This is a genomic window from Nonomuraea sp. SBT364 (assembly GCF_001083785.1).
Taxonomy (GTDB): Bacteria; Actinomycetota; Actinomycetes; order Streptosporangiales; family Streptosporangiaceae; genus Nonomuraea.
On sequence record NZ_LAVL01000301.1, the window covers coordinates 1 to 4,593 of the forward strand.

The following is a 4,593-nucleotide window of genomic DNA, read 5'->3' on the forward strand; positions in this document are numbered from 1 at the left end:
GCAGGTGGGGGCATGTCGGGCGGGGGGTCGCCCCTGCGGAGCCACTCCACGAGCTGGCGCAGGTCGGCGACCGGGACCACCTTCACACCGGGGACCAGGGCCGCCTCGGCGGCGTTGGGGGCGGGGACGACCACGGTGCCGGCTCCGTGCTCGGCGGCGCCCAGGACCGACGGGAGGACGCCGCGCACCGGCCTCAGGCGGCCGTCCAGGCCGAGCTCGCCGAGGAAGAACATGTCCAGGGCGCACTCGGCGGGCACCAGCCCGGCGGCGCCCAGGATGGCCACGGCGATGGCCAGGTCGAACTGGCTGCCTCGTTTGGGGAGGCTGGCCGGGAAGAGGCTGACGGTGATGCGGGCGTCGGGCCAGGCGTAACGGCTGTTGACCACGGCCGATCTGACGCGTTCGCGAGCCTCGCTCAGCGCGGTGTCGGGCAGGCCGATGAGGTGGATGCCCGCCAGGCCGTTGCCGACGTCGGCCTCCACCTCGACGGTGCGGCCGGTGACGCCGACGAGGGCGACGCTGCGGGTGGAGGCGACCGCCATCTAGCTCACCCCCCGCACGTGACGCAGGGAGTAGTCGCCGGCGAAGCGCTCCAGGGCGACCACGTCGACCCGCACGGTCGCGTAGGACTGGGGCTGGGTGGCGAGCCAGGTGGCGGCCAGGGTGCGCAGCCGCGCGAGTTTCGCCGGGCGGACGGACTCCAGCGCCGTGCCGTGGGATCTGCTCGATCGGGTTTTCACCTCGACCACCACCAGCGTGGCGCCGTCCTCGGCGATGATGTCGATCTCACCGCGGCGGCAGCGCCAGTTGCGGTCGATGATGGTCATGCCCTGAGATCGCAGGTAGTCGGCGGCCAGTCGCTCGCCGTGCCTGCCCAGGTCGTTCTTCGCGGCCATGTGGCACCTCCGGGGAGCGACTTTCGCTCATGGAGGCGGGGTGGATGGCGGCCGAACGGGGTTCTGGGGATAAGTCGGGGTGCCGGCGCGGGGGTGTGGACAAGCGGACGGCGGCGCCACACACCCGCGGCGCGAGCACTCCCGTGCGGAGCCGGGAAATCGAAGGCCGCCCCAGGTCAGGGCGACCTGAGGAAATCAGCCGGAAAAGCCCTCCTTCGGCATTTCCAGGTCAGCCTTGGCCAGTTCTTCGACGTTCACATCCTTGAACGTCACCACCCGAACGTTTTTCACAAATCGTGCGGGCCTGTACATGTCCCACACCCAAGCATCCGTCATCTTCACGTCGAAGAACACGTCACCGTTCTCCGCCGTGCGAACGTCCAGGTCGACCGAGTTGGTCAGATAGAAGCGCCGCTCCGTCTCCACCACATACGTAAACAACCCGACGACATCGCGGTATTCGCGGTAAAGCTGCAGCTCCATCTCGGTTTCGTACTTTTCGAGATCCTCTGCGCTCATCGCGGTCCTCCTGTCGTACCGGTCCCCCGGTGTGCCCTGCTAGGCAACGCCGGCCCCCATTTCATTCTCGCCCATCTCCCTGGCCACCGTGACGAAGGAGTAACGGTGGTGCGGGCACGGGCCGTGTGTCTCCAGTGCGAGACGGTGTTGTGGTGTCACATACCCCTTGTGCTCGGCGAAACCGTACAGCGGAAAGTCGCCGTCCAGGGCGACCATCATCCGGTCCCTCGTCACTTTGGCCACGATCGACGCGGCCGCCACACAGGCCGCCACCTGGTCCCCCTTCCACACGGCGAGCGACGGCGCCGGCAGGCCCGGCACCGGGAAGCCGTCCGTCAGGATGTACCCAGGGTCGCAGGACAGTCGCGCGACCGCCCGCCGCATGCCCGACACATTGCACTTGTGCAGGCCGCGCGAGTCGATCTCGCCGGGCGGGATGACGACGACACCGACATGGGCGGTGTCGACGATCCGGTCGTAGAGGCGCTCGCGCACCGCCGCGGAGAGCAGCTTGGAGTCGCCCAGGCCGTTGATCTCCTTGCGCAGGATGACGGCGGCGACCACGAGCGGGCCCGCGCAGGCCCCGCGACCGGCCTCGTCGACCCCCGCGATGGGGGTGAGGCCGCGGCGGGCGAGCGCCCGCTCGTAGGCGTAGAGCCCGGAATCACGCCGGACGACGCTCGGTCGAGGGCGGAACGCAACTGTCATGACACAGGAAGCGTACGCCCCATTAGCCGCATACCGCGACCGAAGCTACTCGATCTTCGCGAAGCCGTCGGGAGTGGTGAAGATCGTCCCCCTCGACAGCGGCCAGTAGCGCACCACGGCCTTGCCGATCACGTCGTCCACGGAGATGAAGCCCTCGCCGGGCTCCTCCATGTGGCTGCGCGCGTCGGCCGAGGCGCTGCGGTGGTCGCCCATCAGCCACACCTTGCCCTGGGGCACCGTGACGTCGAACTTGTCGCCGGAGGCGAAGTCACCGGGGTAGAGGTAGGGCTCGTCCAGCGCCTTGCCGTTGATCGTGAGGCGCTTCTTGGAGTCGCAGCACACGACCCGGTCGCCGCCCACGCCGATGACCCGCTTGATCGTGTCCTCGCCGTTCCAGCCCTTGAACACGACGATGTCGCCACGTTCGGGAGCACCGGCGAGCTTGTTGACGAACACCCGGTCGTTGATCTTCAGGGTGTTCTGCATCGACTCCGAGGGGATGTAGAACGACCCGACCACGAACGCCTGGAGCAGCAACGCGATCCCCACGCCCAGCACCAGCAGGAGGATCGTCTCCCGGAAGCCGCTCTTTTTCTTCTTCTCCACGCCCTCTGCCTTCTTGGTGACGGCCGTCATCGCTTCTTCACCAGCCAGCGCCGACGGACCACGACCAAGGGTACGGCCAGGGCGAAACCCGCGACGAGCGGGGCGGACCCGCCGAGCGCCTGGAGGGCGGGCTGCGCGAACGTGTCGGGGATCGGGATGGTGGTCGCCCGCGAGAACGGCCAGACGATCACGAAGGCGCGGCCGATGACCTGGCCTTCGGGGATGGAGCCGCCGCCCGGGTCGCCGGTGTGCGAACGCGAGTCCAGCGAGACCTGCCGGTGGTCGCCCATCACCCACAGGCGGCCGGGCGGCACCGTGATGTCGAACGGCTCGCGCGAGGGCAGGTTGCCCGGGTAGAGATAGTCGCTCTCGTCGATCGCGACGCCGTTGACGGTGATGCGCTGCTGGGAGTCGCAGCACTTGACGTGGTCGCCGCCGATGCCGATGACGCGCTTGATGTAGTCCTTCTCGCCGGGCACCACGCCGAACGCGGTGCCGACCCAGCGGAAGAAGCCCGCGACGGGATTGGCCGGCTCCTCGAACTGGAACTCGCCGTCCCAGGAGTCGACCCCGGAGAAGACGACCACGTCGCCGCGCTCGATGTCACGCGTGTGGTAGACGAGCTTGTTGACCAGCACCCGGTCGTTGGTGAGGAGCGTGTTCTCCATCGACTCGGACGGGATGTAGAAGGCCTGGATCACGAAGGTCTTGATGATCAGCGCCAGTGCCAGCGCCACGACGACCAGGACGGGGAGTTCTTTCCAGAACGACCCCTTCTTCTTCTCTTTCTTCCCGTCTTTTGCCGGCTTCTGAGTGTCTTCGGCGACCACGTCCACCTCGTCCTCGACAGGGCGGCGCGGCGCGCCGTGCTCCTGGCTCTCGCTAGTCATTGCTGACGAGCCTAGATGATGTACCGGCCCGACAAGCCTCGACCGACGTTACACCGCTCACGAGTCGCTCCACATAAAGGAAAGGGCCCCGCAAAGCCGAATGGCCCGCACTCCGGTGCGAGCCATTCGGGGGAAGCCTGGTTACTTCGCGGGCGCCGTCTCACGCTTCTCGCGGATGCGGGCGGCCTTGCCGCGCAGGTCACGCATGTAGTAGAGCTTGGCGCGGCGGACATCGCCACGGGTCACGAGGACGATCTTCTCGATGACCGGGCTGTGCACCGGGAAGGTGCGCTCGACGCCGACGCTGTAGCTCACCTTGCGGACGGTGAAGGTCTCGCGGGCGCCGCTGCCCTGACGGCGCAGCACGAACCCCTTGAAGACCTGGACACGGGAACGGTTGCCTTCGACGACTCGGACGTGAACCTCGAGCGTGTCACCGGGGCGGAAGTCCGGGACGTCGCTGCGCAGGGTCGCCTTCTCGAGCTCCTGGATCTTCGTGTGCATGAGAGCTGTTCCTCAAGTCTCGCGAGCACGCGGAGGTCCACCCGGCCTGAGCTCGTGGCGGACACGCTTGCTGATCTGGTGAACCCGGGAACGCTTTCCCGGGCATGGCTGACCAACCACCTGACGATTGGCAACGATTCAGTGTGCCACATCTTCCGGCGGGAGGCGAAACGCGGGCTCCGACAGCTCGTCGAGCAGCCGCCGGTCGTGCTTGTCGAGCGTGGCGGGGTCGATCGCCGCCGCCAGCTCCGGCCGGTTGGCGACGGTACGGCGCAGCGCCTCGTCACGGCGCCACCGGGCGACCTTCCCGTGGTGGCCGGACAGCAGCACGGCGGGCACCTCGTGCCCCCGCCACACCGGCGGCTTGGTGTAGACGGGGCCTTCCAGCAGGTTGCGCATCGCGCCGGGCGCGAAGGAGTCGTCGACGGCCGAGTGCGCGTTGCCGAGCACGCCGGGCAGCAGCCGGCCGA

7 protein-coding genes and 1 pseudogene are annotated in these 4,593 nt (G+C 68.2%); all 8 read right to left on the minus strand.

Annotated features, from left to right (window positions below; translation table 11 throughout):
• The coding region (locus ADY59_RS46595; protein ID WP_049577582.1) for a magnesium chelatase domain-containing protein at window positions 1–542 on the minus strand (542 nt) is incomplete at its 3' end.
• Entirely contained in the window at window positions 543–896 is a 354-nt protein-coding gene (locus tag ADY59_RS46600; protein ID WP_049577585.1) for a YraN family protein, read from the minus strand. It lies immediately after the preceding gene.
• Between the two features lie 195 nt (window positions 897–1,091).
• The gene (locus ADY59_RS46605; protein WP_049577587.1) at window positions 1,092–1,415 is read right to left on the minus strand and encodes a DUF2469 domain-containing protein; all 324 of its coding nucleotides are present in this window, start codon (window positions 1,413–1,415) and stop codon (window positions 1,092–1,094) included.
• Between the two features lie 39 nt (window positions 1,416–1,454).
• The gene (locus ADY59_RS46610; protein WP_049577590.1) at window positions 1,455–2,123 is read right to left on the minus strand and encodes a ribonuclease HII; all 669 of its coding nucleotides are present in this window, start codon (window positions 2,121–2,123) and stop codon (window positions 1,455–1,457) included.
• Between the two features lie 45 nt (window positions 2,124–2,168).
• On the minus strand, window positions 2,169–2,759 hold the full coding sequence (lepB, locus tag ADY59_RS46615) for a signal peptidase I (protein ID WP_049577592.1): 591 nt from the start codon (window positions 2,757–2,759) through the stop codon (window positions 2,169–2,171).
• Window positions 2,756–3,619 (minus strand): signal peptidase I, encoded by an 864-nt coding sequence (gene lepB / locus ADY59_RS46620; RefSeq protein ID WP_053175839.1) that lies wholly within the window; start codon window positions 3,617–3,619, stop codon window positions 2,756–2,758. The genes lepB (ADY59_RS46615) and lepB (ADY59_RS46620) overlap by 4 nt, the downstream gene beginning before the upstream one ends.
• 141 nt (window positions 3,620–3,760) lie before the next feature.
• A complete protein-coding gene (gene rplS / locus ADY59_RS46625; RefSeq protein WP_049577597.1) occupies window positions 3,761–4,123 on the minus strand; it encodes a 50S ribosomal protein L19 in 363 nt (120 codons plus the stop codon).
• 138 nt (window positions 4,124–4,261) lie between these two features.
• Window positions 4,262–4,593, minus strand: a pseudogene (locus tag ADY59_RS46630) (tRNA (guanosine(37)-N1)-methyltransferase TrmD); the annotation flags it as partial.

What these genes read in the sequence shown, in the direction of transcription:
- rplS (WP_049577597.1), bottom strand. Translation starts at nt 4,123, where the DNA reads ATGCACACGAAGATCCAGGAGCTCGAGAAGGCGACCCTGCGCAGCGAC.
- lepB (WP_049577592.1), bottom strand. Translation starts at nt 2,759, where the DNA reads ATGACGGCCGTCACCAAGAAGGCAGAGGGCGTGGAGAAGAAGAAAAAG.
- ADY59_RS46600 (WP_049577585.1), bottom strand. Translation starts at nt 896, where the DNA reads ATGGCCGCGAAGAACGACCTGGGCAGGCACGGCGAGCGACTGGCCGCC.
- ADY59_RS46610 (WP_049577590.1), bottom strand. Translation starts at nt 2,123, where the DNA reads ATGACAGTTGCGTTCCGCCCTCGACCGAGCGTCGTCCGGCGTGATTCC.
- ADY59_RS46605 (WP_049577587.1), bottom strand. Translation starts at nt 1,415, where the DNA reads ATGAGCGCAGAGGATCTCGAAAAGTACGAAACCGAGATGGAGCTGCAG.
- lepB (WP_053175839.1), bottom strand. Translation starts at nt 3,619, where the DNA reads ATGACTAGCGAGAGCCAGGAGCACGGCGCGCCGCGCCGCCCTGTCGAG.